This window comes from Pseudoalteromonas sp. L23, assembly GCF_021728455.1.
GTDB lineage: Bacteria > Pseudomonadota > Gammaproteobacteria > Enterobacterales > Alteromonadaceae > Pseudoalteromonas.
Genome location: NZ_JAKKCW010000001.1, coordinates 770,701 through 797,176 on the forward strand (window position 1 = coordinate 770,701; position 26,476 = coordinate 797,176).

General features: G+C 41.4%; 23 protein-coding genes and 5 tRNA genes. 10 read left to right on the forward strand and 18 right to left on the reverse strand.

All coding sequences use genetic code 11. The features are described from left to right. The first annotated feature begins 105 nt into the window (after window positions 1-105). Complete coding sequence (mltF, locus tag L3V43_RS03465) at window positions 106-1,536, forward strand: membrane-bound lytic murein transglycosylase MltF (protein WP_237115735.1); 1,431 nt, start codon at window positions 106-108, stop codon at window positions 1,534-1,536. 129 nt (window positions 1,537-1,665) lie between these two features. Continuing rightward, entirely contained in the window at window positions 1,666-1,848 is a 183-nt protein-coding gene (locus tag L3V43_RS03470; protein ID WP_010374594.1) for a hypothetical protein, read from the forward strand. Here L3V43_RS03470 and tadA read toward each other — a convergent pair. Continuing rightward, window positions 1,845-2,345, reverse strand: coding sequence for a tRNA adenosine(34) deaminase TadA (tadA, locus tag L3V43_RS03475; RefSeq protein ID WP_130163438.1), 501 nt, complete (start codon window positions 2,343-2,345; stop codon window positions 1,845-1,847). The genes L3V43_RS03470 and tadA overlap by 4 nt on opposite strands. 259 nt (window positions 2,346-2,604) lie before the next feature. On the opposite strand from tadA, the gene L3V43_RS03480 reads away from it, so the two are divergent. After that, window positions 2,605-3,909 (forward strand): inosine/guanosine kinase, encoded by a 1,305-nt coding sequence (locus L3V43_RS03480; protein ID WP_174169738.1) that lies wholly within the window; start codon window positions 2,605-2,607, stop codon window positions 3,907-3,909. 83 nt (window positions 3,910-3,992) lie between these two features. Here the strand turns inward: L3V43_RS03480 and glsB are convergent, their stop codons facing one another. The 7 genes from glsB to rplU all read right to left on the reverse strand — a co-directional run bounded on the left by glsB (window position 3,993) and on the right by rplU (window position 8,799). Further along, window positions 3,993-4,910 carry a glutaminase B gene (glsB, locus tag L3V43_RS03485; RefSeq protein WP_237115734.1) on the reverse strand — a complete coding sequence of 306 codons (918 nt, stop codon included), beginning with the start codon at window positions 4,908-4,910 and terminating at the stop codon, window positions 3,993-3,995. An 86-nt stretch (window positions 4,911-4,996) separates the two neighbouring features. After that, window positions 4,997-5,353 carry a ribosome-associated translation inhibitor RaiA gene (gene raiA / locus L3V43_RS03490; protein WP_010374586.1) on the reverse strand — a complete coding sequence of 119 codons (357 nt, stop codon included), beginning with the start codon at window positions 5,351-5,353 and terminating at the stop codon, window positions 4,997-4,999. A gap of 207 nt (window positions 5,354-5,560) precedes the next feature. Continuing rightward, window positions 5,561-5,932, reverse strand: coding sequence for a DUF3718 domain-containing protein (locus L3V43_RS03495; protein WP_010607605.1), 372 nt, complete (start codon window positions 5,930-5,932; stop codon window positions 5,561-5,563). A 79-nt stretch (window positions 5,933-6,011) separates the two neighbouring features. Next, window positions 6,012-6,503, reverse strand: coding sequence for a type 3 dihydrofolate reductase (gene folA / locus L3V43_RS03500; protein WP_346656503.1), 492 nt, complete (start codon window positions 6,501-6,503; stop codon window positions 6,012-6,014). Window positions 6,504-6,883: 380 nt separating this feature from the next. Beyond that, entirely contained in the window at window positions 6,884-8,041 is a 1,158-nt protein-coding gene (gene cgtA, locus L3V43_RS03505) for an Obg family GTPase CgtA (protein ID WP_235368308.1), read from the reverse strand. Window positions 8,042-8,210: 169 nt separating this feature from the next. Further along, a complete protein-coding gene (gene rpmA / locus L3V43_RS03510; RefSeq protein ID WP_088529763.1) occupies window positions 8,211-8,468 on the reverse strand; it encodes a 50S ribosomal protein L27 in 258 nt (85 codons plus the stop codon). Between the two features lie 19 nt (window positions 8,469-8,487). Further along, window positions 8,488-8,799: a 50S ribosomal protein L21 gene (rplU, locus tag L3V43_RS03515; RefSeq protein ID WP_010374575.1), complete on the reverse strand. Its 312-nt coding sequence runs from the start codon at window positions 8,797-8,799 to the stop codon at window positions 8,488-8,490. A 417-nt stretch (window positions 8,800-9,216) separates the two neighbouring features. On the opposite strand from rplU, the gene ispB reads away from it, so the two are divergent. Beyond that, a complete protein-coding gene (ispB, locus tag L3V43_RS03520; protein WP_102057486.1) occupies window positions 9,217-10,188 on the forward strand; it encodes an octaprenyl diphosphate synthase in 972 nt (323 codons plus the stop codon). A gap of 352 nt (window positions 10,189-10,540) precedes the next feature. Here ispB and L3V43_RS03525 read toward each other — a convergent pair whose 3' ends face one another. The 3 genes from L3V43_RS03525 to mutY form a co-directional block, all read right to left on the reverse strand. Further along, window positions 10,541-12,028, reverse strand: coding sequence for a sialidase family protein (locus L3V43_RS03525; RefSeq protein WP_237115733.1), 1,488 nt, complete (start codon window positions 12,026-12,028; stop codon window positions 10,541-10,543). A gap of 1,623 nt (window positions 12,029-13,651) precedes the next feature. Next, a complete protein-coding gene (locus tag L3V43_RS03530) occupies window positions 13,652-13,924 on the reverse strand; it encodes an oxidative damage protection protein (RefSeq protein ID WP_010379401.1) in 273 nt (90 codons plus the stop codon). Between the two features lie 65 nt (window positions 13,925-13,989). Continuing rightward, entirely contained in the window at window positions 13,990-15,051 is a 1,062-nt protein-coding gene (mutY, locus tag L3V43_RS03535; protein ID WP_102057488.1) for an A/G-specific adenine glycosylase, read from the reverse strand. Window positions 15,052-15,194: 143 nt separating this feature from the next. Between mutY and trmB the strand changes: the two genes are divergently transcribed. The 5 genes from trmB to arcA all read left to right on the forward strand — a co-directional run bounded on the left by trmB (window position 15,195) and on the right by arcA (window position 20,161). Beyond that, complete coding sequence (trmB, locus tag L3V43_RS03540; RefSeq protein WP_010607600.1) at window positions 15,195-15,920, forward strand: tRNA (guanosine(46)-N7)-methyltransferase TrmB; 726 nt, start codon at window positions 15,195-15,197, stop codon at window positions 15,918-15,920. A gap of 80 nt (window positions 15,921-16,000) precedes the next feature. Next, on the forward strand, window positions 16,001-17,029 hold the full coding sequence (locus L3V43_RS03545; RefSeq protein ID WP_102057489.1) for a methyltransferase: 1,029 nt from the start codon (window positions 16,001-16,003) through the stop codon (window positions 17,027-17,029). A 164-nt stretch (window positions 17,030-17,193) separates the two neighbouring features. Continuing rightward, window positions 17,194-18,816 carry a HAMP domain-containing sensor histidine kinase gene (locus L3V43_RS03550; protein WP_102057490.1) on the forward strand — a complete coding sequence of 541 codons (1,623 nt, stop codon included), beginning with the start codon at window positions 17,194-17,196 and terminating at the stop codon, window positions 18,814-18,816. Further along, window positions 18,813-19,334: a YfiR family protein gene (locus L3V43_RS03555; RefSeq protein WP_237115731.1), complete on the forward strand. Its 522-nt coding sequence runs from the start codon at window positions 18,813-18,815 to the stop codon at window positions 19,332-19,334. The genes L3V43_RS03550 and L3V43_RS03555 overlap by 4 nt, the downstream gene beginning before the upstream one ends. Before the next feature lie 107 nt (window positions 19,335-19,441). After that, window positions 19,442-20,161 (forward strand): two-component system response regulator ArcA, encoded by a 720-nt coding sequence (arcA, locus tag L3V43_RS03560; RefSeq protein WP_010379411.1) that lies wholly within the window; start codon window positions 19,442-19,444, stop codon window positions 20,159-20,161. A 6-nt stretch (window positions 20,162-20,167) separates the two neighbouring features. On the opposite strand, the gene arcB is transcribed toward arcA, so the two are convergent. After that, window positions 20,168-22,489, reverse strand: a complete 2,322-nt coding sequence (arcB, locus tag L3V43_RS03565; protein WP_010607596.1) for an aerobic respiration two-component sensor histidine kinase ArcB — start codon at window positions 22,487-22,489, stop codon at window positions 20,168-20,170. A gap of 321 nt (window positions 22,490-22,810) precedes the next feature. Between arcB and folE2 the strand changes: the two genes are divergently transcribed. Next, complete coding sequence (gene folE2, locus L3V43_RS03570) at window positions 22,811-23,731, forward strand: GTP cyclohydrolase FolE2 (protein ID WP_102057492.1); 921 nt, start codon at window positions 22,811-22,813, stop codon at window positions 23,729-23,731. 121 nt (window positions 23,732-23,852) lie between these two features. On the opposite strand, the gene L3V43_RS03575 is transcribed toward folE2, so the two are convergent. The 6 genes from L3V43_RS03575 to L3V43_RS03600 all read right to left on the reverse strand — a co-directional run bounded on the left by L3V43_RS03575 (window position 23,853) and on the right by L3V43_RS03600 (window position 26,437). Next, window positions 23,853-25,442 carry a PAS domain-containing methyl-accepting chemotaxis protein gene (locus tag L3V43_RS03575; RefSeq protein WP_102057493.1) on the reverse strand — a complete coding sequence of 530 codons (1,590 nt, stop codon included), beginning with the start codon at window positions 25,440-25,442 and terminating at the stop codon, window positions 23,853-23,855. A gap of 279 nt (window positions 25,443-25,721) precedes the next feature. Beyond that, a tRNA-Glu gene (locus tag L3V43_RS03580) sits at window positions 25,722-25,797 on the reverse strand. Between the two features lie 99 nt (window positions 25,798-25,896). Beyond that, window positions 25,897-25,972, reverse strand: a tRNA-Glu gene (locus L3V43_RS03585). 69 nt (window positions 25,973-26,041) lie between these two features. Next, window positions 26,042-26,117: transfer RNA gene (locus L3V43_RS03590), tRNA-Glu, on the reverse strand. A 69-nt stretch (window positions 26,118-26,186) separates the two neighbouring features. Further along, window positions 26,187-26,262 (reverse strand) — tRNA-Glu (locus tag L3V43_RS03595). 99 nt (window positions 26,263-26,361) lie between these two features. Further along, a tRNA-Glu gene (locus L3V43_RS03600) sits at window positions 26,362-26,437 on the reverse strand. Window positions 26,438-26,476: the final 39 nt, after the last annotated feature.

The following is a 26,476-nucleotide window of genomic DNA, read 5'->3' on the forward strand; positions in this document are numbered from 1 at the left end:
GAAAATATCATGCAAATCCATCATTACCTTAAGTTAATTCGGCTTTTGCAATTATGATTTTGCTGCGGTAAGTTGGGATTTCGAGCGCAAAAGAGAACCTAGGTCATGTATAAATACATCTTTATGTGCTTTGTTGTCATCTGTTTAGTTGGGTGCGACAAAGCCCCTCTTAATCAGTTGCAACATGTAAAACAAAATAAGGTATTACGTGTTGGCACGCTCGCGGGCCCGGGAAACTACTACCAAGGCACCACTGGAGAACAAGGGTTCGAATATGAACTGGCGAGTGAATTTGCCAATGAGCTTGGTGTTGAATTACACATCGTTCCTTACTTTAATCTAGATGAGTTATTTGCAAGGCTAGATGCCGGGGACTTAGATATCGTTGCCTCCGCAGTAAGCTTTCACCCATCAAGAACAGCGCAATATCGTTTTGGCCCGACGTATAGAATGATCAGTCAAAAGCTCGTGTACAAACAAGGGAGAGAATGGCCAAGAGACTTTGATGATATTAAAGCGCCAATTACCGTACTAGCACACAGCAACCATGTTATTGCCCTCGAAGAAGCAAAAACAAGCCATCCTCATTTGAGTTGGGAAGTCGTCTCAGATAAAGGTGAAGAAGAGCTGCTTCAGGCCATCATTGACGGAGAGATTGACTACACCATCACAGACTCACATTCACTGGCCCTATTTAGACGCTACCACCCAACCGTCAGTATTGCGTTTTCAGTTACAAAAGATGAACATGTGGCGTGGATGATGCGTAACGAAAAAGACGATTCGTTATATGCGTTGCTGCCTGCATTTTTCGCCCGAGTACAACAAAACAACTTTTTGGCCACGCTCGAAGAGAAGTATTTTGGTCATATCGAAGAGTTTAACTATGTAAACACCTTAGCCTTTGTCGAAGCTGTACATAGTACCTTACCCACCTATCTCAAGTGGTTTAAAAGTTATTCGAAACAGCACAATATCGATTGGCGTCTACTTGCTGCGGTCAGCTATCAAGAATCGATGTGGGATCCCAGAGCTAAGTCTCCAACTGGGGTTCGTGGCATCATGATGCTAACACAACCCACGGCTAAAAAAGTTGGCGTGACAAACCGCCTCAATGCCCAACAAAATATTGAAGGTGGTGCCAAATACCTACGTATTTTATTCGACCGTATGCCTGAAGAAATACAGCAGCCCGATAGTACCTGGTTTGCCCTTGCTTCCTACAATGTGGGCTGGGGCCATGTGCGAGATGCGCGTAACATTACTGCGGATCAAGGAGGCGATCCGAATAACTGGGCAGACGTTAAAAAACGACTACCACTACTTACTAAAAAGCGCTACTATCGAAATACAAGATATGGATATGCTCGTGGTGATGTTGCGGTAACGTATGTAGATAATATTCGCCGCTATTATGATGCACTTGTATGGTTGGAAGACAACGGTGCACTCCTACCTGACAGCAGTAAAGCCTCTTCGCAAACTACTCCGGTTGATAATCCAGACAAAGCAAGTGAAGTCGAGAAGCAGCAGTAATTTATATTTACTAAACTGGCTTGATAAATGCTTCAAAAGGTCATAAATCTGTCATAGGCATAGCGTATTTATACTAAATTAATATTTGGGGGCGGTACCCCCACCTAATCTCTCACATTCGGAGGTTCTATGTTGAGAAGACGTCGGAATCATCAATTTAAACGTAACACCAAATACACGTCGCCAAATCGCCGCCGTGTAATGATGAAAAATGCACACCGTAAAATGCTCTTGCGCCATCGTATTTTTGCGCTAATTCAAATGGAAGAGCAAAGGGATGCGAAAACAGCCACTGCGGTAGTACAACCCTAAGTACTACCGTTTTTCAACTTTTTTGCAGCTTTGATCTCTTGGCGTCTGCGCTTGAAAAATGCAGACAGCTTTTCGCCACATGTCTCACCCAGTACGCCCGATGTAACTTCTAGTTGGTGGTTGAGCTTTTCATGCTGTAACAAGTTCATTATCGAACCGGCCGCGCCCGTTTTTGCGTCAGAGGCTCCAAACACCACTCGGCTCAAGCGGCTATGGACCAGTAAACCGGCACACATAGGGCATGGCTCAAGCGTCACATATAAAGTGCAATCAATCAGCCGATAATTTTCAACGACTTTGCCAGCTTCTCGAATAGCCATCATTTCAGCGTGAGCCGAAGGATCATGACAGGTAATTGAACGGTTCCAACCCGCAGCTATCATTTCACCATCTTTCACTACAACAGCACCGACAGGAATTTCGTTCTCCGCTTCAGCTTTGTCAGCAAATGCTAACGCCACTTTCATCCAATATTGATCATCTTTTACTTCTGACATGGTAATTTTATAGTCGTCCTCACCTAAAATGGAGTATATCACCTCCTGCAGAGCTCTGGTTAAGCTGCTATTCTTAAATAATCACAGTCACCAATACAGCTGCTTTTATAAGCAAACTCAGGATGTTACCAACATCTTTTTAATATTTTGCGGACATTATTGATAATTTTCGCAATTTTGCCGTGGCTCACAGGGTTGGATTTACGCTATAATTCGCCGCTTTTTTTATTTCGTAAGCTCAAAAACACACGGGTAGAATATGAAATTTCCGGGACGCCGTAGGCATAAACACTATTTTCCGGTGGAAGATAAAGATCCGCTTATTAACCAGTTACACGCTGATGATCGGCTAAAAAGGAGCTATATCTGTGGTATAGATCAAATCGTCGTTGATATTGAAGCGAAAGTGGATCAAGCTTTTCTTGATGAATTCCACTTACAGCGTGGTATGTCACAAGTGATAGACAATGATGTCACCAACGCCCTTTATGATAGGCTAAAACGTGATGACATGATCGACTATGAATTTGCCGGCGGTACCATAGGTAACACCATGCACAACTATTCGGTGCTAGCAGATGACCGCTCAGTCCTACTTGGGGTGATGAGTGAAAACATAAAAATTGGCAGCTACGCCTATAAATTTTTATGTAACACCTCAAGCCGAGTTGATCTGGACTACTTGCAGCCAGTTGATGGCCCCATTGGTCGTTGCTTTACACTTATTGATGACAGTGGTGAGCGCACTTTTGCTATCAGCGCAGGATTAATGAATCACCTACGTCCTGAGTCTATTTGCCAAACGCTTATCGAAGAATCATCGGCGTTAGTGATCAGCGCTTATTTGATGCGTACGAGTGGCGACGAAACCATGACACAAGCAACAATGCAGGCGGTTGAGTATGCCAATAATGCCGGCATACCCGTAGTATTGACGCTTGGTACTAAGTTCTTAATTGAACAAGACCCCAAATGGTGGGCTGACTTCGTTGCTAAACATGTTGATATCCTTGCGATGAACGAAGAAGAAGGAGAGGCGATCACAGGCTTTAGCGATCCACTTCTCGCTGCGGATAAAGCACTGGACTGGGTTGATCTGGTCATCTGTACTGCAGGCCCTAAAGGGTTGTTTATGGCGGGTTATGTTGATGACTGCTGTAAGCGTGTGACTGAATACCCATTACTTCCCGGTGCTATTCCTGAATTTAATCGCTACGAATTCTCACGCGCAATGAAAAAAGCCCAGTGTGAACAGCCTATCAGAGCATACAGCCATACCGCTCCTTATATGGGTGGACCAGACATCATCAAGAATACTAATGGTGCAGGTGACTGCGCTCTTGCCGCTGTTTTGCATGATATTTGTGCCAATGAATACCATAAACTAAATGTACCAAACTCAGCAAAACATGAGCAAAGTGCAATTACCTATTCATCGCTGGCACAGATAAGCAAGTATGCAAACCGTGCAAGCTACGAGGTACTCGTTCAACACTCTCCAAGGTTATCTCGAGGCCTACCTGAGCGTGAAGACTCACTAGAGCAATCATACTGGGAACAATAACGGTTCTTAGCTTGATTAGGATTGGTAAAAATAGCGACTTCGGTCGCTATTTTTATATCATCTAGTTTGTATATAACTTGGCATCAAAAAATAGCAGTACCAAGTTCGTTGGATAGGTATTCTAATGCCGCGATCCCAGCCAAAGAGTTACCAACTTTATCAAGCCCTGGCGACCATACCGAAACCGTAAAACGATTGGGTACGATGGCGATTATCGCCCCCCCGACACCAGACTTGCCAGGCATCCCCACTCGATAACCGAAGTCACCAGCTGCATCGTAAAGACCACTCGTAAACAACAGCGAGTTCATTTGCTTGGTTTGTTTTTTGGTAAGTATCCGCTGTTTTGATAAGTTGCAGTAACCCTGACTAGACAGATAGGAAAATGACTTCGCCAACTCAGTGGTATTCATTTCAATTGCGCAAAAATTGAAATATGACCATAACACATCCTCGACTTCATTATTAAAATTGCCAAATGACTTCATCAAATAAGCCATCGCTGCATTTCTATACCTGTGATCATATTCAGACTGCGCCACAATCTTATTAATACACAGCCTGTCGTTACCAGACATCGCTCTATAGCTTTCTAGCATGGTATGAATTGGAGCAGATAAACGAGAGTACAGCGCATCACAAGTTACAATGGCACCTGCATTTATAAATGGATTTCTTGGAATGCCATTTTCGAACTCAAGCTGAGTTAAGGAGTTAAAAGCTGTACCCGAAGGCTCTTTCCCTACCCGACTCCAAAGCTCGTCACCATAGCGCTGCAGCGCTAACGTCAATGTCATTACTTTGGATACTGATTGAATCGTAAATCTGGCTTCAGTATCTCCGGCACTATAAGTTTCGCCATCTACCGTATGCAGTGAAACAGAAAATTGTTCTAATGGCTGCTCAGCTAAAGCAGGAATATAGTTAGCAACTTTGCCTTGGCGTAACAACGGTTGAACTCGCTGCACAGCCTGTTCTAAAATTTCTTGGTAATTTGGCATATGCTCGTAATTAAGGCTAGCTAGGATGATTGGGGAAGTGTATCAAAAAAGGCCCCGTAGGGCCTGATGTTTATCTGAAACTAAGGTTATTTCAGTTCCATTTCTTGAATGATCTCGTGCGCAATAGGTGGCGTTGTACTCACCGGCTTCTGATGTTTATTGGCTTTTAACTGACCTTTTCGGTGCTTCAAAGCTGCATCCAACTTTTTAGACGCTTTGGCAATAGCAGGATACATCACTTCGTCTTCACCTTTTACCGATATTCGGCTACCAGCGTAGTTTGTACTTATCTCCGTGTAAAATTGTTTGTGTTCTTTGCTGACGATGATGTCTAGGGATAACAACGACGGAAAATGGTTAGCGATCTTGGCAAACTTTTCATGAACGTGGTTTTTAACAGCATCGGTTACATCTACGTGATGGCCAGATAAATTAATCTTCATATGCAATCCTTCTTTTGCGTTTACCCTTAACAATAGTATTGGCACGATTACTCGATTTCTCAAGAGCCTTAGCAAAAATTTATTACAAAAATTGGAAGGAAGCTGATTCTAATCAAAAAAACATTTCTAGAAAAATTACGCGATAATAAATCCAGGCATAAAAAAAGCCCTAGTAAGGGCTCTTTTCATATTGCGTAAACTTTACAATTAAAGGCCTGCACGCTCTTTAATGACAGCAATCAATGCTGAACCACCGTGGTTTGACTCAGCCCATGCTAAATCTTTACCGTCTTCTAACGCGCTTTTTGGAATACTTTTAATAATGTATTCCCCAGCATCGTTTGCGTTGCTAGCAATTGCATGTCTTAGTAAGTTATTACCGTTGCACTGAATTGCATCGTAAACATTACGCATTTTAAGGCGTGATGTTTTCAAAGCGTTACGAATGCGATTTTTATCGTCCGCAGCGATATATTCACATATAGAAAGCGCCAACTGATCGTTTGCACTTACCGGTTTGCTGAAAGAAAAAGCAGCAACAGCGATGGAAGCTGACAGTAGCACGGTAGTTAATTTCATTACACAGACCCTTTAATACTTTATTCGTAGCATATAACTGGCTATATTTTAGCAACCTAAACAATTGTTAGCAAGAAACTCATAGTTTTTTGTTCAGAGTTACGAATTTATAACTATGGTTATTTCTCTCGTCAGGTTCGTTACACTCAGTTTCAAGCACTTCCCATTCAGCAACCTGCTCGTAGTCAGGAAATTGAGTATCCCCTTCAACCTCTAAATCGATGAAGGTCAAATAGAGTCGCTGAGCATAAGGTAGAAATATGTCATATATATGACCACCACCAATTATCATAATTTCGTCACACCCTTCAACAGTACTCAATGCGGCTTCAGGCGAAGCGACGACCTCTATACCTTCCTGAGTGTAGTCAAGATTTCTGGATATCACTATGTTTCTACGACCCGGCAGAGGCCTACCAATAGACTCAAATGTTTTTCGACCCATGATCACAGGTTTACCTAGCGTAACCTTTTTGAAATGTTGAAGATCTGCAGGTAAGTGCCACGGCATATCGTTATCTTTTCCGATAACACGGTTATTTGCCATCGCAGCTATCATTGAAATTACCACAACGCACCTTTATAGTATTTTAGTATTAGTTTATACATACAATTAGCATGCAAGATATTTGATTAACCTGAACTCGGAATAAGAAGTAAGTTAATCCACTAAAATCACTAAGCTCAAAAGCGTAGTATCACTCTAGCCAGAAGTTATTTCTTAATACAAGGCAAATTTGTGCATCAATAGCTGGCCTATTGCAAACAAATTTAACGCAGTAGTAAGGGATAACAGCTGCTAGAGAACAAGTTGTTATCCCGAGTTCAGGTTGATTAGTATATCATCTTCAACAGAATTGCGGCGAGAATACTGATTTGAAGTATTACACTGTTCAAATAGGCATAAAAAAGGCCCATATAATGGGCCTCTTAGAGTAAACTCAATGTAACTTAACGCTCGTAAATAACTTCCACATCGTAGTCGTCGTCATCCCAATCATCCCAGTCATCATCATCGTCTTTATCATTTTTAGTTGCATGTCTGTGGTATGTGTCCCACTTAAATTCAACTTCTTCTTGCAGCTCTTCTTCGAATTTATCTTTTGGCATGCTTTCGAGAAGGTTCATGATATCAAAGCACAAAGGTTGCGTATTTAACTTGTTTGCAGCAGAGATCATATAAAAGTTTTCTGCGTCTAGCTCTTCAGCAATACGGGCGCATACTTCTTCTCTTTCTTCTTCAAGCAATAAATCCACTTTATTTAGCACTAACCAGCGAGGCTTTTCCGCTAATTTAGGGCTGTATTGATGCAGTTCGTTAATAATAGCGAAGCCATTCTCGACAGGATCACTACCGTCAACCGGCATCACGTCAATAATGTGTAATAACACCCGACAGCGCTCTAAGTGCTTTAAGAAACGAATGCCAAGACCTGCACCATCCGCAGCACCTTCAATTAGGCCTGGGATATCAGCAATTACAAATGACTTGCTCGCTTCAGGTCTCACAACACCTAAATTAGGTACTAGCGTAGTAAATGGATAGTCAGCGACTTTTGGTTTAGCTGCAGATACGCTACGGATAAACGTAGATTTACCAGCATTTGGCAGACCTAACAAACCGACGTCTGCAAGCAGCATTAATTCTAAGCGAAGGTTACGAACTTCACCTTGAGTACCTAGCGTTTTCTGTCTTGGTGCGCGATTAGTACTTGACTTAAAACGCGTATTACCAAGACCATGATACCCACCTTTCGCTACGATCAGCTTTTGTCCATTTTTGGTCAAATCACCCAAACACTCTTCAGTATCGACATCTGTAACTCTTGTACCAACTGGTACCTTAAGTACTAAGTCCTGACCTTTTTTACCTGTACAATTACGGCCTTGGCCATTGGTACCACGTTCAGCCCTGTGAAAGCGTTCAAACTGATAGTCGATAAGCGTATTTAAATTTTCATCAGCCTGCAGGAATACACTACCGCCATCGCCACCATCACCACCGTCTGGGCCACCATCTGGCACAAACTTTTCGCGGCGGAATGAAACGACACCACTGCCCCCATCTCCGGCTTCCGCTCTAATCTCTACTTCATCGACAAACTTCATGGTTTAAACTCTTTAACTCTGTCTGAATTCACTACACCATTATAGCAGCAGCGACAAATCGCTCCTAATACCAATTGTATTAATACACCTTGGTATAGCTAATTTGGTAATTGATGTGCTGAAAACAAAAAACCCCGCCTAAGCGGGGTTTTTTAGTATTTAATACCGATTACTCAGCAACGATGCTAACGTATTTACGGTTTAAAGGACCTTTCTGCTCAAAAACAACTTTACCGTCTGCTTTTGCGAAGATTGTGTGGTCTTTACCGATACCTGCGTTAGAACCAGCGTGGAAACGTGTACCACGTTGACGAACGATGATGCTACCCGCTAAAACTGATTCGCCACCAAAACGTTTAACACCTAAGCGTTTACTTTCTGAATCGCGACCGTTACGAGTACTACCAGCTGCCTTCTTATGTGCCATCTCTCTGTACCTCTAAAAATTAAGCGCTAATGCCAGTGATTTTAACTTCAGTGAACCACTGACGGTGGCCCATCTGCTTACGAGAATGCTTACGACGTCTAAATTTAACAATCTTAATCTTCTCGCCACGACCGTGAGATACAACTTCAGCTGTAATTTTACCACCGTTAACAAACGGTGCACCGATCTCGATCTTTTCACCATCAGCAATTAGAAGTACTGAATCAAATTCAACTGCTGCACCAGTTTCAACGTTTAGCTTTTCTAAACGAATTGTTTGACCTTCAGTCACACGGTGCTGTTTACCACCACTTTGGAAAACCGCGTACATAATTAACTCCGTCTGTGCGCCCTCAAATCGACGCAACTTAATATTCTTCAATAGGGCGCGAAGTTTACGCTAATGCGTATCTTGGCGCAAGAGCAAATTTGAAGAAAGTGAATAAAATTTAGCTCGTATGAGGGCAATCAAATATTTTCTCCTATTCTAGTCAAAAAAATGTCAAAGCCAAGCTCTTTTTTCTCTCAATTCATCAGACAAAAGGCGAATCTATAGTTTACCTAATACAGTACCAAATGAGATTTCACCGTACCTATTTCACCCCTTGCGAAACCATTGAAAGCACAAAAAGTAAGCATAAAAACGTTTTTTTATAAGCAACTACGACAATTTATCGAGTCGATGATTTTTTTGTAGTACAATCGCCAAGTTTATTCATTTTCGGTTAATAGATTGGCTCGGAGCGCAATGGATATAAAAACTATCCAAAATTTGGTTAAGCAAGATATGCTTGACGTCAACCAACTTATACATCAACAAATGCAATCTGATGTTGCACTTGTAAAACAGCTAGGTTTATACATTGTAAATAGCGGAGGTAAACGCATCCGCCCAATGTTAGCCCTTTTGGCCGCACGAGCATTAGGTTACGAAGGTGATAAACATATCACGCTAGCAACAATTGTAGAGTTTATTCACACTGCAACGTTACTCCACGATGACGTGGTTGATGAGTCATTACTGCGCCGTGGAGAACCGACAGCAAATGCAGAGTTTGGAAATGCGGCCAGCGTATTGGTTGGTGACTTTATCTACACTCGATCATTCCAGCTGATGGTCGGCCTTGGTAATATGGAAGTCATGCAGATTTTGGCCGATGCGACTAATATCATCGCAGAAGGCGAGGTGTTACAGTTAATGAACTGTAATGACCCAGATACAACTGAAAAGAGTTATATGCAGGTTATCTACAGCAAAACGGCAAAGCTATTTGAAGCTGCGACTTTACTACCCGCTGTAGTGCTAGAGCAATCAGACGAAATTAAAACTGCGCTTAAGCTTTACGGTATGCATTTAGGCACAGCCTTCCAACTTGTAGACGATATTCTTGACTATAGTGCTAACGCAGAATTACTTGGCAAGAATATTGGTGATGATCTCGCTGAGGGTAAACCTACGCTTCCGCTTATTTATGCAATGCAGTATGCAAATGCTCAGCAATCAGCTCAGATCAGAACAGCGATAGAAAGTGGTAATGGACTTGATTATCTTGAAGATATTTTAGCAACACTAGCCGAGACCAAAGCACTTGACTTCACGATGGCTAAAGCCCAAGAAGAAGCCCAAAAAGCAATTGCACAATTAAGCGTTTTACCTGACTCAGTGCATAAAGAGGCACTTATTGGGCTTGCTAAACTTTCTGTGGATAGGAACTACTAACAACGAACTTAAAGGTGCATTCCATATACTGGTATTTAACCAAAAGTTGTGTTCTGCATTTAACGCCACTCGTTTTAAGCTCGAATGGCCTTTTCTTTTTACTTATTCAGAGGCAGTTGGAGCTTGGTTAGTTCAATTCGCGGGCAGGCCTTGTTCTCCAATTCTTCTTTTGGCTTCTGAGCAATTTCAAGACTGAGATCTAATAGTACTCTCTAACTTTAGAGGCTCAGATTTATAGGCTCAGACATAAAAATAGGCCACAACCTACGTCGCAGCCTATAATAAACACTCTGAAAAATCGTTCAACTAGCTTGAACGCTCCATATTAAGTGTACTACTTGGCATGAGCTAATTAATGCACTCCTTCTCTAGCCGCTCCCAGATTTTCGAAGAAAACGTCATGTTGCTCATTTAATTTTTTTGTATATATCACGCCGAGAGTGCCATCAATTAGATCAGTTACAAGCGGCTCATCAGAAGTACGTATATCAGAATAATCAAACTCCTTTATCAGTTGTGGCTTTGTAAACAACTCTGCTTCACCAAGGCTACTACTGTAAAAATTACCATAATCTGCGGAATAGAACAGACGAGTGGAGCCGTTGTGGTTAATTAAAGAAACAGATCTTGGGATAGAGGCGGTGTTAAGCTTCTGGAGTGTTTCAAAGTTCTCTCCATCGTTCGAGATCAAAATTGTAATTAACTCTGAATCAAATGGTGTATAACTAAGTAAAACTCTACCATCAGGTAATGCGATTGCATTTACATTGGATTCAGAACGATCAAATCCATTGCCTGCAACTCGCTTCTCCTCGCTCCAATTCACTAAATCATCCGAAATACGAATATATACATCTAGCTCAGCGCTATTTGCTCCCGGAGCAAATAGATAGCTCAGCATATATTTACCGTTTTTCAGTTGAATTAACGAGCCGGGAACTAGACGCGCATTAGAACATGGAAAATCAGCCCCACCATCACAGCTGTCATAATTAGAAAAGTCTATTTCTGAAATCTTACTCCAAAGGCTTTCACTATCACTTTTTAATATACACAATGAAGATTCGTTACAATTACCTACAGCCAGTAAGTTGCCACTTTTATCTTCAAATAGTTTTCCTGTTTCAATAGCAAAATCGCCAAGAGTCTCAACATTTAAGCTAGACGTTTGAACCCAGGATTGGCCATTATCAGATGAAATACTAACTCTACTATGTGTATCGGATAGTCCGTGGTTATATAAAGCCACCAGATCGCCATTTTCTAGAGAAATCAGCGAAGTTGCACCAGAATATTCAGTCGTGTTAGTAATATTAACTCTATGATCCAGGACTGCGTTTACTGAATACTCAAAAGTTTGCTCCCACTGTTTGTCCTTATTACTACCTGCTTTGTCAGCACAAAGACCACTTGTAACTGAACAGCCTGCTTGCAACTTTAACTGAACATTCATAGCGCTTTCGCTTGCAGAAAAAGAAATTTTCCATCGTTGAGTTTGTTGATCAAACATACCGCCTCTCTCATCAATGAGTTGCTCACCTCCTGCAGAGGAAATTTGATACAACTTATATTTCACAAGCCAACCATCTTTAGAGCTTAGCGGCTTGTCATCGCCTAATAGATTAACGTCTATATTGACTAATTCATTAGTGCTGTATTTGGCTTTTAGTCCTTCAACAACACCTGTAACATCATATTTAACTTCCGCAGGAGGCTTCTCCTTCCCTGCATTGTTAATGTCATCTACATCATCGTTAGATGAACCTCCACACGCACTCAATAATGAAAGTGCGACTCCCAAATAGGCTAACCGCATACTTGTATAAACATTACTAAACATTTTATGTTTCCTTACTATTATTGGTATAAGATTCAATGCATCTTATCGAAAGAAATTCTGTCGTTAAAAGGAAAATAGCGGCAAGATACTCATTTTCATGCAAGTGCAATACTAAAGATGCCTAACCTTGGCTACGTGAGAAACATTGACTTTCCCATTCCACTTCACTACGCACTTTGACTAATCAAGTCCTTGACTTATAGTAATATTACTATCTCCACTAAAGCTTCTTAGGTTAAGAATCTTAGGTATATTCAATTAGCTACTCTAATCCTTTTCAGTATTTTAAACTTTAATCGCAACAGCAGTACAGCTAACTTTCAGATAAAATGATACTCTAACACCCCAAATTCATCTTTGAAGTGTAACACTCTCCCAAATTGAACAACTTTCTGCTTTGAAAGGCAATCACGGGACGCCTCACCCAACAAGCCACTGAAATTAAATAAAAAATAATCTTTTTGTATTTCTATTAAAGGAGTTATGTTTTACCAGCTTGTTATTGCGTTTTCCTTATCTTAGATATACCCAAATAAGGAAATACTGTTATTAACTGCTTCTTTGCACTCATATCCATTTAAACGATGCCACCACTCAAATATTTCCTTATTACACATATAATTAATTTTTGGAAAACTAAATTAAAATGCTTAGTGATCTAAAAAACTAACAAAAAAGCCGTTTGTGAGCTGCAGCGATATCTCTGCTAGGTGCTTGTGGAGGAGGATCATCTGGTGATGATCAAACCTCCCCTCTGGGATTGGAGAAAAACCAACAGATACTTTGAACTATCAGGTTTATGGTGTTGGTGTAAAAGGACCATTGCGGTTTACAGATATTAAAACATATCATGTCCTTAGTTACATGAAAGTACCTAAAAAGACACAAAACAGTCATTTTCGTTAAAACACCTAAAGATTTAATTAGTTAGAGTGAGCAAATAAAGATTGGTGGATAAGCAGGCTACGATTATAAGATAGATATGTCGTTAGCAGATCAGCGCGTTTTATTGACTTATTATTCTAGTGAGCATAAATCCATCATAGTCTGAAGATGGAGAGAGCTATACTGAAATTCAACGCCTTGCTACTGGAACTATTAAGAACGCTTCATTAATAGAGTACTATAGGTTAGCTTGGCTACTTTACACAACGCAAGCAGGTCATCTATATAGCCATGGCTTTAACGAAGAAGAGTAGTTTTCCTCACGACGATGGATAAAGAGCTTTGAAGACTCTTTTAGTACGAATATTACCGAACTTCCTGATGGCACTTTAGGAGCGATTTACGCAGAGTATCTCAATGGAAAGCAGGAAATCTTTTTGAAAATTTAGGAAAACTAAGTAACTAAGTTTTGTAGCAACTGTATTAAGTAAACACCTATATTAACCTTTCATATTTGATGAAAGGTTAATATAGGTACTTCAGGGCTGGGCAACTTGTTTACTCGGCCTTGGTGGTTATAAGCGTTACCACATCCTGCTATAGCCAATGTACCGACATCCATATAGGTAAAACAAATTGGTATTACTTCCATTTCCTTCAACGAGCTTAAGAAACTCGTTAATGTAGTCCCTTTACCTGAAGCCTCATCCAGTTGATTACTTACCCATTAAAGACGCTTTACTTTTCTGGTGGCCTATAGCCTTCAATTTCGACTTCTTTATCTTCAAACAAAAAGCCGACCATCTGCTCTTCAAGCATTTGCCTGTGCTCAGGATCCATCATATTAAGATGCTTTTCGTTAATTAGCATGGTTTGCTTATGCTGCCATTGCTGCCAAGCTTCTTTGGAGATGTTATTAAATATACGTTCACCAACTTCTCCTGGATACAGTTGAAAATCCAGTCCAGGCGCTTCCTTTTGTAACTTTTGACAAAATACCGTACGTGCCATGAGTATCTACCTCTTCAATTTTAATCGTGCACTCAATGAGAGTCAGCACCAATGATGGTGTCAGTTTACCCTATTGCGGTTAATACTTTAACCAACTTTTTAGTCGGCGCAGCGAGCCCAACCTCTGGTGGATTATGAGTATCGAACCACAGTAATTGCTGATCATGCACACAATCTGGCATGCTTTTTACTTCTACAACCACGGGGGTAATAGTTAACTCAAAATGCGTAAAAATATGCACAAAAGGTTCAAGTGTATTTGTACATTCAAGTTTAAGTTCTTGCTGCTTAACAAACGCGTCTAATTCATCTTGCTCTGCAAACTCAAAAAAGCCGAACAACCCACCCCATATTCCACTCGAAGGACGCTTCTCCATCAAAACTTTATCATCACATTTAATTATTAAGTGGTGAGTACGTTTTTTTGGCTTCTCCTTTTTGGGTTTAGGGTTTGGAAATTCTTTAACCCGATTATTTTTGAACGCTGAACATTCCTCAGCAAGTGGGCAAACATCACAGTTTGGCTTGCTTCTGGTACATACGCCTGAACCTAAATCCATCATCGCCTGATTAAATGCTCTTACATCACCGCTTGGCGTGACGGCATCACTCAAAGACCATAACTGATTTTCGACCTTTTTTACTCCGTACCAGCCCTCAACCATATAAAACCTAGCGAGTACCCGCTTAACATTACCATCGAGTATTGGATGATGCTGACCAAGCGCAAGAGAGAGTATCGCGCCTGCGGTAGAGCGACCAATGCCCGGTAAGTCCATCACCGCTTCTAATGTTTGTGGGAATTTACCCTTATAACTATCTCTGATCACCTTTGCAGCTTTATGAAGATTTCTTGCTCTGGCGTAATAACCAAGCCCAGTCCAATGGTGTAACACTTCATCTTCCGGTGCATCGGCCAACGCAATTACCGTTGGGAAGCGCGCCATAAAGCGCTCAAAATAAGGAATAACTGTGGTTACTTGAGTCTGCTGTAACATCACCTCTGAAACCCATACTTTATACGGCGTTTTTCCGAGTTGCCACGGCAGTGTTTTTCTACCATGAAGGTGATACCAAGACACAACTTGCTCACCAAACCACTTAGCTTGTTGCTGGCTAACTTTCATAAACTTGACTAGTACTTGCTACAAAGCCGCCAGTGTAATCACAATCGCTTTAATAGTCACCACGTAAAGTTTCACTCTATACTTGTTTATTGCCAACTGAATGACGATAATATGCGACCATTTTCACGAGCATAGAAATGACCATGAACGAATCAAGCAAAAGTGCGCTCGAACAAGCGCAGGAAGAAGGCAAGTACATCAGAAAAGTGCGTAGCTTTGTTAAGCGTGAAGGACGTCTTACTAAAGGCCAAGCAGCATCGCTAGAAAAATGCTGGCCAACAATGGGACTGGAACACCAACAAGGTTTGCTAGACTTTACTGAAGTATTTGGTAACAGCAATGATGTCGTTCTTGAGATTGGATTTGGTATGGGTAAGTCTCTCGTTGAGATGGCAAGAAATAACCCACAACAAAACTTTATTGGCATAGAAGTACACCGTCCAGGTGTAGGTGCTTGCTTGATGGATGCAGATGAACAAGGCATCACTAACTTACGTGTTTTTGAACATGATGCTGTTGAAATCTTAGCAGATTGTATCGCTGATGGCAGCCTTGCTAAATTACAGTTATTCTTCCCTGATCCGTGGCATAAAAAGCGTCACCACAAACGTCGCATTGTACAACTTGAGTTTGCTGAAAAAATACGCCAAAAGCTTAAAGTCGGTGGTGTGTTCCATATGGCAACTGACTGGGAAAACTATGCCGAGCATATGCTTGAAGTGATGAGTGCAGCACCTGGTTATAAAAACCAGTCGCAAAGCAATGACTATGTTCCTCGTCCAGACTTTAGACCGCTGACTAAGTTTGAGCAACGAGGCCATCGTTTAGGACATGGCGTTTGGGACTTAATGTTCGAGCGTATTAGCTAAACAACCCCTCTTTATAATGGAGCGGCTCAACAGGCTGCTTCATCGCCCAGCTATTTGAGTACATTCATTAGGAGTTAGCGTTGCAGTTTACCAACCCGAGTTTATTACTACTTCGTAATGAAGAAGAGCTTATTGCCAACAATATTCTGGTTATTAACCATCAGCGCGATGGCTTCCTACGTGAATTAAAAGCGCTCAATCCAAGTTCGGCAATTCATGCGTTTAGTTTCGATTTTGCAGACCACCTTCACGCCGATAAAATTGCCGATGTTAAGAGTTATGTAGACCATCAACTACCGCAGTTGCAAGATATTGATTTAGTTATTTATTATTACCCTAAATCAAAACCTGAAGCGCAAATGGTATTTGATAACATCCGCCACTTGAGCACGGCTGAAACTAGGTTACTCGTTGTTGGCGAAAACAAAAGTGGGGTTAAAAGTGCAGAAAAGCAACTTAAAGAGCACGCTGCACACTGTTATAAATTAGAAAGCGCAAAACACTGTGTTTTATATGAGTTTGATCAGCTTACTGCCAACCCAAATTTTGACGTAAGCCATTACATACAGACATTTTCAGTGCGTATCGCCAAGACCGAGTTCACCGCCGCGAGTTTGCCCGGTGTATTTAATCATGGGAAGCTCGACGCTGGGACTCAGCTATTACTGGAAAATGTCATCCTTCCCTATAAAGGCAAAGTGTTAGATTTTGGCTGTGGTGCCGGGCTTATCGCCTGCTACGCCTTATTGAACAGCCCAACACTTAAATTCACCTGTTTAGATGTCAATGCACTTGCGCTATATGCTACGCAGCAAACCTTGGCTTTGAACAACCTCGGTGCAACTTTGCTGCTTAGCGATGGTTTAAGTGAGCTAAACGGTAAATTCAACCTTATATTGAGCAACCCACCATTTCATACGGGCCTTTCAACAGACTATGATATCGCTGAACAATTTCTACATAACATCAAGCGTCATATGGATACCAAGTCTAATATTCAGTTGGTTGCAAATAGCTTCCTAAAATATCCTCCTATTTTAGAAGCTCAATTTGAACAGTTTGAAGTTGTCACTAAAAACACTAAATTTGCCATCTATAAAGCGCAGTAGTTTACTAGCTCTAAGGTTTACTTGCATATATCAAGTAAACCTTCACTCAAACCGACCTTTTATCTTTTCATTTTCAAAGATTTGCTCTACTTTATTATAATGAGTTACTGAATCTCAAAAGCTCTGTAGCCGCAGCCAAGGCTGATCATACAGCTGGAATAAGAATGAGTAAGCAATTAACAAAAACAAGCATCAGAAAAGTATTGATCAGCGCAGTGATGCTTGTAACTGCGCTGTGTCTCTCTTTATCCATTTCTATTTCCACTTACCTTGATGTAAAAGAACAAAAGCAATTAATCATCAATAAGATAGAGATGATAGCTGACATCGTTGCTTTTAATTCTCAGATCACTATTTTGTTCGATGATCGAAAGACCGAAGATGCACGCCTCAAATCTTTTCAGCAAGTAGACATAATTAAAAACATCCATATATATGCTATGGATGACGTAACCAACACCCCTGTATTTTTTACCAGTTACAACGCTAGTCGAACACCACCGGTACCGCTAAAAGTTAATCAAATAGAGGAGTTGAAGACCCCTAAGGTCTCAGAAGATTACATTGAACTAATCAAACCTGTTGTTTATGAAGGCAATATTGAAGGTTATGTGTATGTTCGCGGGGGTCTTGAGCGACTTTCTAACTATATTAATAAAAAAATACTGGTAGATATTGCACTCACCTTATTCGTCCTGCTCCTTGTATTGCTAGTTTCAAGAGGGATCCAAAAGCGTATAGCGACGCCAATTGAAGAACTCTCAACGCTATTGCAAGACGTTTCGAAGAACCATAATTACAGTGCAAGAGCTCCTGGCAGCAATATCGCAGAACTAAACGTGCTGGCGAACAATTTAAATATCATGTTAGCTCGCACCGAAAATCAACTAGAGCGTCATAAAGCTGACAAGCAAGAAATAAAACAACTCAACCAGAGCTTGGAGGAAAAAGTTAATCAACGCACAATTGCGCTAAGAGAGGCTAACCAAGAACTGCTGAACGCTTTAGAGCGTATGCATCAATATCAAAACCAAATCATCGAGAACGAAAAAATGGCTTCGCTGGGGCAGATGGTGGCTGGCGTTGCGCACGAGGTAAATACCCCTATCGGCTTGGGTATTACAGGATCTACGCTATTAAGAGATAAATTATCCGATATTCGCGAAGCGTTTCAAACAAAGTCTTTAACCTCCAAGCAGTTAGAGCGCTTTGTTAAAGATGGAATTGAAAACCTTGATCTCATCTACCGCAACCTAAACCGAGCGGCTGAGTTGGTTTCTAGCTTTAAGCGCCTTGCCGTAAGCCAGGATCTAGAAGTGAACTCACGAATAGATTTGTCAAACCTGCTTACTGAAGTCGTAGCATCTATGCGAGCTGAACTCTCCACGAAACAGCCTGAAGTGACCATTGACTGTGACACTGGACTTGCCATCGAGAGTAAAGCAGGACCATTACAACAAGTGCTAGAGCAGCTTATATCTAATTCCTTACTCCATGGCTTTAAAGACCAACAAAACAACAGTATTTCAATTACAGTAAAGTCATCAATGGGGCAACTCGCGATTGAATATGCAGACAACGGGATGGGTGTTCCCAAAGCAATTAAAAAGCGTATCTTCGATCCGTTTGTAACCACTCGTAGAGGTGAGGGTGGAAGCGGTCTAGGTATGCATTTAGTTTATAACTTAGTAACTCAAGCACTTGGGGGAACAATCACCTTAGATGAAGAATTTAGCCAAGGTGCCAAATTTATTATAACGCTCCCACTTTCAGGTGATCTAAAATGAGGTTGATTAATCTGACTATTTTGCTTTTATTTGTTTCCTTATATTCAGCTGCAAAATCCCCAGATCAGGTTCGCTCAGCTTTTCTCTATCAGATGGCAAAATTCGTCGAGTTTCCCGACGAAAACACAAAGTCCAGTTTCCAATTCTGTTTTTATTCTCTCGAATCAGGACCCGCTTCTGAACTAAAAAGTGCAACAAAGCTGAACGTGCGAGGAAAACCGATTAAACTCGTAGAAGCAAAAAAAACGTGGAACTATAAGGAACTTTCCAGCGCTTGCGATATCACATACATTGATGAAACTAACGAAAATGATATACTGTCCGCTTGGACCGATACAATAGAGTCAAACATGTTGACCGTGGGCGAAAGTATTGAGTTTTTAGAAAGAGGCGGGATTGCTTCTTTGGTCCAAGAAGGGGGCAAAATTCGACTGTATATAAATAAGCAAGCCCTAGAAAAACAGTACTTCATCGTGCGCTCAAGGCTGCTTGCCGTATCCAAGTTTCATCCCAACTGATTTTACTTGTTAACAATTGGATAAGCTCCTATAATCGTAAATATTCGGATTTATTATATAAGTCCGGACACATTGTAAATTATATATTCCGAAAAGGTTAATTAATAATGCAAACGCCAGTCATTCTAATTGTAGAGGATGAAGACGTAACTCGACTGAACCTCGTTAGTTTATTTGAAGCGGAAGGTTACAAAGTAATCGAAGCCATTGATGGCGATGACATGCATGACAAGTTGACATCAAATGATGATGTAAACCTTGTAATCATGGATATCAACCTTCCTGGTAAAAATGGTTTAATTTTGGCGCGTGAATTACGCCAGAAGAAAAACATCGGCCTTATTTTCCTAACAGGTCGTGACAATGATGTTGACCGCATTCTTGGTCTTGAGATTGGTGCTGATGATTACATCACAAAACCATTTAACCCGCGTGAACTAACGATTCGTGCTCGCAACCTGATCTCTCGTACTGGCACGTCTGCAGAAGAGTCAACAATTGATAGCAACGGCGTTATTACTTTTAATGGTTGGGAGCTAGATGAAAACAGTCGCTGTTTAACATCCCCAACAGGTGATTCAAAGCGCCTACCAAAAGGTGAATATCGAGCACTCCGTCTAATGCTAGATTCTCCAGGCCGTATTTTTAGCCGTGAACAGCTTATCAAGCACATGACAGGTCGTGAACTTCGCGCAAATGACCGCACTGTTGACGTTACTATTCGTCGTATTCGTAAGCATTTCGAAACTGATAACAACACGCCTGAATTAATCAGTACAATTCACGGTGAAGGTTACCGTTTCATTGGTAAACTCGACGCTCAATAATCGTTTTTACTGATCTTCAGCGAGTTTTGCAATTAATGGATGAAGGGCTTCTTGCCCTTCTTCTATTTTAACCTCTAACTCAGACACCCAATCCAATAGTGTCGCTTCCTCTTTACCCTCTGACTCTAATTCCATTTTCTTTGCTTGTAATTGGGCAAGTTGCAACCCTACAGAGCCAGCAGCACCTTTAACTTTATGTGCAACCGCACCGTATTCCTCAATATCATTTTGTGCAACAGCCTCTCTGAGTTCTTGACAGTACTTAGGATTGAGCTTGGTAAATAGGTCACAGCTTCTTTGGAATGCAGCAGCCCCCATAGACTCAACAAAATCGCAAATGGTCTCTATATCTAAATCTGAGTATTCGGGCTGTGACAATGCTTCTCGAATATCAATGCTTTGTTTGTTTTTTTGTGCCTCAATTCCAAATAATTCTGCGAGCATTTTGTCGAGTTTAGTGGTATTTATTGGTTTGGCCAAAGCCCCCTGAACACTGATCCCCTCTAACTCCTGCTCAGCGCTTCTAACATTCGCGGTTAAGGCTACAATCGGTAAGTGATCGAAGTGACTGTCTTCTCTTATTTGACGCGCGACTACGTCACCATTTATATCTGGTAACTGCATATCCAATAGAATTAGGTCTAGCTCATCCTCAGTCTCAACAAATGAGAGCGCATCCTCGCCAGTTTCAGCCCAAATAACTTCATGTCCACGCTGCTCTAATAGATTTGTCGCAATCTCCGCGTTTAACGGCACATCCTCAACAAGTAAAATGTACAAACTTCTACCAGCATAGCTCTGTTCTTTCGGTGCATTACATAGCTGTAATGGGATCTCAACATCAAAACGACTCCCCTTACCTTCTTGGCTAGTAACCGCTATCGTTCCTTTCATAGCCTGAACGAGAGCTTTAGTAACAGCAAGGCCAATTCCTGAACCAATTGCATTGCTACCAGATGCATCCGGAGCCTTGTAATACATTTCAAAGATCCGCTCAAGCTGATCTCCGGATATTCCCATACCAGTATCTATAACACTAATTGTCAGCCATGGTCCATCATCTCGATTCTCGCGGCGACATTCCAGCGTCACATTACCCTTGTGGGTAAACTTAACCGCATTATTAATTAGATTCCAGAGTACCTGACGCAAACGTGTCGGATCGAGTAATGCGTAAACGTCCAATATTCCAGAGCGATTGATAGTAAACTCTAGGCCCTTTTGATCAGCAATTAGGCCTGCAAAGTTGACCACATCATTTATAAAATCAGAGACATTGATACTGTCCGTTGCTATATCTAGCTGCTCCCTATCAATTTTATCTAAATCAATGATGTCGTTAAAAATATTGCCAAGCGTCTCCGCACTTGAAAACACGGTATTACACCAGCTTTTTTGTTGCGCCGTCAGATCAGTGTCTAACATCATGCGCGTCAGACCAACAATACCATTAAGCGGGGTTCTTAATTCATGACTTAGCGTAGCAATAAACTTTCCTTTATCCTTATACGCAGTTTCTAACGCCTGCTCAGCTTCTTTACGACTAGTAATATCACGGCCAAAGGCCAGCAAGCCTATATATTCGCCGTTATCGTTGATAAATGGCAGCTTACGCATTTCAAACCAACGAGACTCGCCTTCAACAGGATACTCAACGTCAAGTGTTAATGGTTGCTGTGTTTCTGATACCTGGCTATCTGTTTCTAGTACTTTTGGAAGATATTGCTTTGAATATATCTGTTCGACTGACTTACCTATTAGTTCTTCACTGCTTTTGCCCATCACTAATTCAAACATCTTGTTACAACCTGCGAATACACCGTTTTCATCGCGGTAATAGAACAGATCAGGAGATGAATCAACAATACTCCGCAGCAACATACCTTGCTGCGCAAGTTCTTGTTGGGTCTTTTTACGTTCTGCAATTTCTTTTCTTAATTCATCTATCGCGCGGTGTTTAGCATGCAGAGCAATTTTACGCTCGTCAATCTCACTATTTAAACGATTAATATTATCCTTTAGCGTTTGGTTCAGCATCTTTTCTTGTTGTGTTGCCGACTCCAAATAAGCCTTGGATGAATGTACCTCCCTCATTGCTGCGACGGACATCATGATGAGAGCGGGCGCAATAACAGCAGTTAAGAAAAAGAGTGCCGATATATCGACAATTTCAACTACACCTAATGCAACATAGTAAAACATGCAAGATAGAATAACTGCAACGAAGAGCGTAAAAGCATAAGCGATAGCAAACGCCCGCTTGTTGCCGTATTTTTCTACCAAGTTTGATAAAATTCGAGCCCATGAGCCAAACGAATTTTCTGTCATATTATTACTTCACCATTGTTAAACACTTGTCAGGCAAGTTTATATTCTACCGCTTGAGCCTGACTGAATTGCTTTTCAAGCCCTCAAAGTAAATATTATACAAAAGCCCTAGTAATAAGCGAGTATAGAAATTGCAGGGTCAGATCATTCAGTCAATTTCATGTACGCAAAGCAGAATGATAGATAACAGAAATGAGACTCTGTATCACTAAATGCACAAATCATCTAATTTAGTGCGGATAGATTTAAGCTCACCATCCCAACTTAATCTGATTTCGTGTAATATGCCCGTTTTTTAAGTCGTGAGAAAAGAGAACGTCGATGCAAAATAACATGCCAGACATTGCACACAGTGCTAGTGCGTTACAAACGGGAACTTTAGACTGGGTAGGCATGGGTAACATAGAGTTGCCTTTAGTATTAGAAAGCAAAGGTCTAAATCAAGTTACTGTTACAGCCAAAGCCGATGCTTTTGTTAATTTGCAAAAAGAAGACGCAAAAGGCATTCACATGTCACGCCTCTTTCTTGCTCTTGACACGCTTTCTTGTGAGCAAATACTTACACCAAAAACTCTAAAACAGTTGTTAGATAACTTTTTAAGTACGCATAACGACTTAAGTACAGGTGCAAAAGTAACACTACAGTTTGAATTGCCTATCAGACGCCCTTCGCTTTTAAGTAAAAAAATGGGATGGAAATCATACCCAATTACCCTTGATGCGACGTTGATAAACGGTATTTACAAGCTAGAACTGGCGCTTGACGTTGCTTACTCGTCTACTTGCCCCTGTTCAGCTGCACTGTCTCGTCAACTGATCCAAAACGCTTTCCAACAAGCTTTTGATGGTAAACAATTAGATTTCCATAGTGTGCATGACTGGCTAGGTAGCACAGAAGGGATCGTTGCAACCCCCCACTCTCAGCGCTCGATTGCAAATATAAAAGTTAAGCTCACAGATAATAGTAGTGAGTTTGAGATTTTAGATCTGATCGAATTGGTTGAAAACGAGTTAAAAACTCCTGTTCAAGCCGCAGTAAAACGAGAAGATGAACAAGAATTTGCGCGCCTTAACGGCCAAAACCTAATGTTTTGTGAAGATGCAGCGAGGAAGTTAAAAGCATTGCTAAACCAGCAAACTTATTTAGATTTCTACGTTAAAATCAACCATTACGAATCCCTTCACGCCCATGATGCTGTAGCTTATGCCGTGAAAGGGGTTGAAGACGGCTACAACGTTTAATTATAGCAATTGGTATTAGAGCCGCTCCGTTGACTACTATTATTAATCAGAGCTACATAGCTCTGATTAATCTCCTCCCATACACAACGAAGTAAGTGCTGTATTACCGTAAGTTATCCACTCAACGGTGGGCACGGTTTAATTTGCGAATAAACTGCTCGACGAGTACTTCTTGGTTTTCTAAAGCCTGCTCTGTATTTTTCATCGTTTCATGCGTCTTGCGCGCACTTTTCATAGACTCATCCGCAAGGCCTGAAATTGTCACTGCATTTGCGTTAAGCTCATTAGAAACACTCGACATCTCTTCTGTCGATGTCGCAATTTGATAGTTCAAACCTGATATTTCATTTACTATTGTGTTGATCGTTTCCAGGCTCACTTTAGTGCCTTCTGCCTTTACTACACATTCAGAAGAACGCTCTACTCCACTTTGAATTGCAGTAACTGCCCTCTCTGCTCGTTGCCTCAGATCGGCAATAATACCATTAATCTCGGTTGTCGAATCTTGTGTCCTTTGCGCAAGCGCCCTTACCTCATCAGCAACAACCGCAAACCCTCTGCCTTGTTCACCTGCACGTGCAGCCTCGATAGCAGCATTTAAAGCGAGTAAGTTGGTTTGCTCGGAGATCCCACGGATCACATCAACAACCCCTTCGATGTTAACCGTTTGCGCATTAAGATCTTCTATGTCTTTTTGAGTGCGAGATAGCTCTTCCGATAAAGCATAATTATTCTCCATATTGTCATCAACGGCTTTGTTGCCTCTCACAACGGATTCAAGCGCCGCTTCGGATTGCTGCGCTGCATTGTTAGTATTAGAGGCTATTTCACCAATCGAAACAGACATCTGATTAATTGCTGTTGCTAAGGAGCCGGTTTGCGCTTGCTGTCGATTTAAAATATCAGAACTCGTTTTGCATTCTTGCATCGTTTTGGTTGCGTATTCTGAAACGGTGGCACTAGCATCTTTAACACGCCCAAGCACAGCCCGAAGCTCGGATTCTCTAGCGAGTAAAGCAAGCTCTATAGATGCAACATCATTAACCTTATTGAGATACACTTTTTGCATCAGAGGGTTATCGTATACTTTTTTTGCTTTTTCGCTGAGCGACCGCACTGGAGCAAGGCGAGAATAAGTAATAAATAAAACAGCAAGAGTAAGTAGAGTTTCAGCGAGGTAATTCCAAGGTGATGATAAAGCTGAGATCAACATGGTTAAGGCATAGAAAACAATTATTATTGCCATCATTTGAGCTGACAAAGACCAAGAAGCTCGAGTAAATTTACTTGGTGATACACCATTATTTAAATCTGCGTAGATTTCCTCTGCACGGTTAACGACCTCCCGGCTCGGCTTTGTCCTTACCGATTGATATTCGACAGTCTTACCTGATGCATCTTTAATAGGAGTAACAAAAGCATTAACCCAATAGTGATCGCCATTCTTGCAGCGGTTTTTAACCATTCCCATCCAAGGTTTACCCGTTTCGATATAATCCCATAGGTTCTTGAAAGCGGCTTTAGGCATTGTTGGATGCCTAACGATATTATGGGGCTTCCCCTCTAACTCGCTAAGTGAAAACCCTGCAACTTCACAAAACTGCGAATTCGCATACTTTATCTGACCTTTTACGTTTGTCGTTGAAAGTAGATTGTAAGAACTTGGATAATCATTCTCTTTTCCTGTGTAATCAGCTCTACCTTTTGTCATAGCTCGCTCTCGATTAAAAAGGGCAATAGATAATAAATTATTACTTTCTTAAAAACCGTAAGAGATTTCACCGAAAGACTGATTGAGATCATAGTGAAATATGATTTGATACCAATTTACACAATTAAGTGTGCTATTTTGAAGGATCAAGCACTAAGACAAATTGGTATGAATGCTTAACGAACAACAGAAAGTTAATATAAAAGCTAGCAGAGTTCTGAACTTAAACAACTAAGAAAGGCAATATGAATATGATTAGAATAGAAGATGGAAAGTAAGTGGCGTCCCCTAGGGGATTCGAACCCCTGTTACCGCCGTGAAAGGGCGGTGTCCTAGGCCTCTAGACGAAGGGGACGCAGAATTTTTTGCAAATCTCAGACTTGCTATTTCTGTGTCACTAGGACTTTATTTAGCTGTTTATTCTCTTGCTAACCGAGTTACTTACCAAAGTAAGTGGCGTCCCCTAGGGGATTCGAACCCCTGTTACCGCCGTGAAAGGGCGGTGTCCTAGGCCTCTAGACGAAGGGGACACAGATGTGTCACTAGGACTTGATTTAGCTGTTTATTCTCTCGCTAACCGAGTTACCTACCAAAGTAAGTGGCGTCCCCTAGGGGATTCGAACCCCTGTTACCGCCGTGAAAGGGCGGTGTCCTAGGCCTCTAGACGAAGGGGACACAGATGTGTCACTAGGACTTGATTTAGCTGTTTATCCTCTTGCTAACCGAGTTACCTACCAAAGTAAGTGGCGTCCCCTAGGGGATTCGAACCCCTGTTACCGCCGTGAAAGGGCGGTGTCCTAGGCCTCTAGACGAAGGGGACGCAGAATTTTTTGCAAACCTCAGACTTGCTATTTCTGTGTCACTAGGACTTTATTTAGCTGTTTATTCTCTCGCTAACCGAGTTACTTACCAAAGTAAGTGGCGTCCCCTAGGGGATTCGAACCCCTGTTACCGCCGTGAAAGGGCGGTGTCCTAGGCCTCTAGACGAAGGGGACGCAGAATTTTTTGCAAACCTCAGACTTGCTATTTCTGTG

Bases quoted from the DNA above. Each gene is read 5' to 3' on its own strand.
- L3V43_RS03470 (WP_010374594.1), top strand. From the start codon at position 1,666: ATGTTGAGAAGACGTCGGAATCATCAATTTAAACGTAACACCAAATAC.
- L3V43_RS03575 (WP_102057493.1), bottom strand. From the start codon at position 25,442: ATGACAAAAGGTAGAGCTGATTACACAGGAAAAGAGAATGATTATCCA.
- folE2 (WP_102057492.1), top strand. From the start codon at position 22,811: ATGCAAAATAACATGCCAGACATTGCACACAGTGCTAGTGCGTTACAA.
- L3V43_RS03525 (WP_237115733.1), bottom strand. From the start codon at position 12,028: ATGTTTAGTAATGTTTATACAAGTATGCGGTTAGCCTATTTGGGAGTC.
- L3V43_RS03495 (WP_010607605.1), bottom strand. From the start codon at position 5,932: ATGAAATTAACTACCGTGCTACTGTCAGCTTCCATCGCTGTTGCTGCT.
- cgtA (WP_235368308.1), bottom strand. From the start codon at position 8,041: ATGAAGTTTGTCGATGAAGTAGAGATTAGAGCGGAAGCCGGAGATGGG.
- rplU (WP_010374575.1), bottom strand. From the start codon at position 8,799: ATGTACGCGGTTTTCCAAAGTGGTGGTAAACAGCACCGTGTGACTGAA.
- mltF (WP_237115735.1), top strand. From the start codon at position 106: ATGTATAAATACATCTTTATGTGCTTTGTTGTCATCTGTTTAGTTGGG.
- mutY (WP_102057488.1), bottom strand. From the start codon at position 15,051: ATGAAAGTTAGCCAGCAACAAGCTAAGTGGTTTGGTGAGCAAGTTGTG.
- L3V43_RS03480 (WP_174169738.1), top strand. From the start codon at position 2,605: ATGAAATTTCCGGGACGCCGTAGGCATAAACACTATTTTCCGGTGGAA.
- L3V43_RS03555 (WP_237115731.1), top strand. From the start codon at position 18,813: ATGAGGTTGATTAATCTGACTATTTTGCTTTTATTTGTTTCCTTATAT.
- raiA (WP_010374586.1), bottom strand. From the start codon at position 5,353: ATGAAGATTAATTTATCTGGCCATCACGTAGATGTAACCGATGCTGTT.
- arcA (WP_010379411.1), top strand. From the start codon at position 19,442: ATGCAAACGCCAGTCATTCTAATTGTAGAGGATGAAGACGTAACTCGA.
- rpmA (WP_088529763.1), bottom strand. From the start codon at position 8,468: ATGGCACATAAGAAGGCAGCTGGTAGTACTCGTAACGGTCGCGATTCA.
- trmB (WP_010607600.1), top strand. From the start codon at position 15,195: ATGAACGAATCAAGCAAAAGTGCGCTCGAACAAGCGCAGGAAGAAGGC.
- tadA (WP_130163438.1), bottom strand. From the start codon at position 2,345: ATGTCAGAAGTAAAAGATGATCAATATTGGATGAAAGTGGCGTTAGCA.
- ispB (WP_102057486.1), top strand. From the start codon at position 9,217: ATGGATATAAAAACTATCCAAAATTTGGTTAAGCAAGATATGCTTGAC.
- glsB (WP_237115734.1), bottom strand. From the start codon at position 4,910: ATGCCAAATTACCAAGAAATTTTAGAACAGGCTGTGCAGCGAGTTCAA.
- arcB (WP_010607596.1), bottom strand. From the start codon at position 22,489: ATGACAGAAAATTCGTTTGGCTCATGGGCTCGAATTTTATCAAACTTG.
- L3V43_RS03550 (WP_102057490.1), top strand. From the start codon at position 17,194: ATGAGTAAGCAATTAACAAAAACAAGCATCAGAAAAGTATTGATCAGC.
- L3V43_RS03530 (WP_010379401.1), bottom strand. From the start codon at position 13,924: ATGGCACGTACGGTATTTTGTCAAAAGTTACAAAAGGAAGCGCCTGGA.